The organism is Pseudomonas sp. SIMBA_067 (assembly GCF_046534675.1).
Taxonomy (GTDB): Bacteria; Pseudomonadota; Gammaproteobacteria; order Pseudomonadales; family Pseudomonadaceae; genus Aquipseudomonas; species Aquipseudomonas putida.
Window position 1 is genome coordinate 1 of the sequence record NZ_JAWRYH010001237.1, and the last position, 240, is coordinate 240.

1 protein-coding gene is annotated in these 240 nt (G+C 68.8%); it reads left to right on the top strand.

What is annotated here, in order from left to right:
* Positions 1–240, top strand: a 240-nt coding sequence (locus SB765_RS33240) for an MBL fold metallo-hydrolase (RefSeq protein WP_410932981.1), incomplete at both ends; no start/stop codon positions are given.

Genomic DNA, 240 nt, shown 5'->3' on the forward strand with positions numbered 1-240 from the left:
GTCGAAGACACCCGCACCGGCGGCAAGCTGTTCTACGCCCCAGGCCTGGGCCAGGTGGACGACAAGCTGCTGGCGATGATGCACGGCGCCGACTGCCTGCTGGTCGACGGCACGCTGTGGGAAGACGATGAGATGCAACGCCGTGGCGTGGGTACTCGCACGGGCCGCGAAATGGGCCACCTGGCGCAGAACGGCCCGGGCGGCATGCTCGAAGTGCTGGACGCTTTCCCGCGTCAGCGC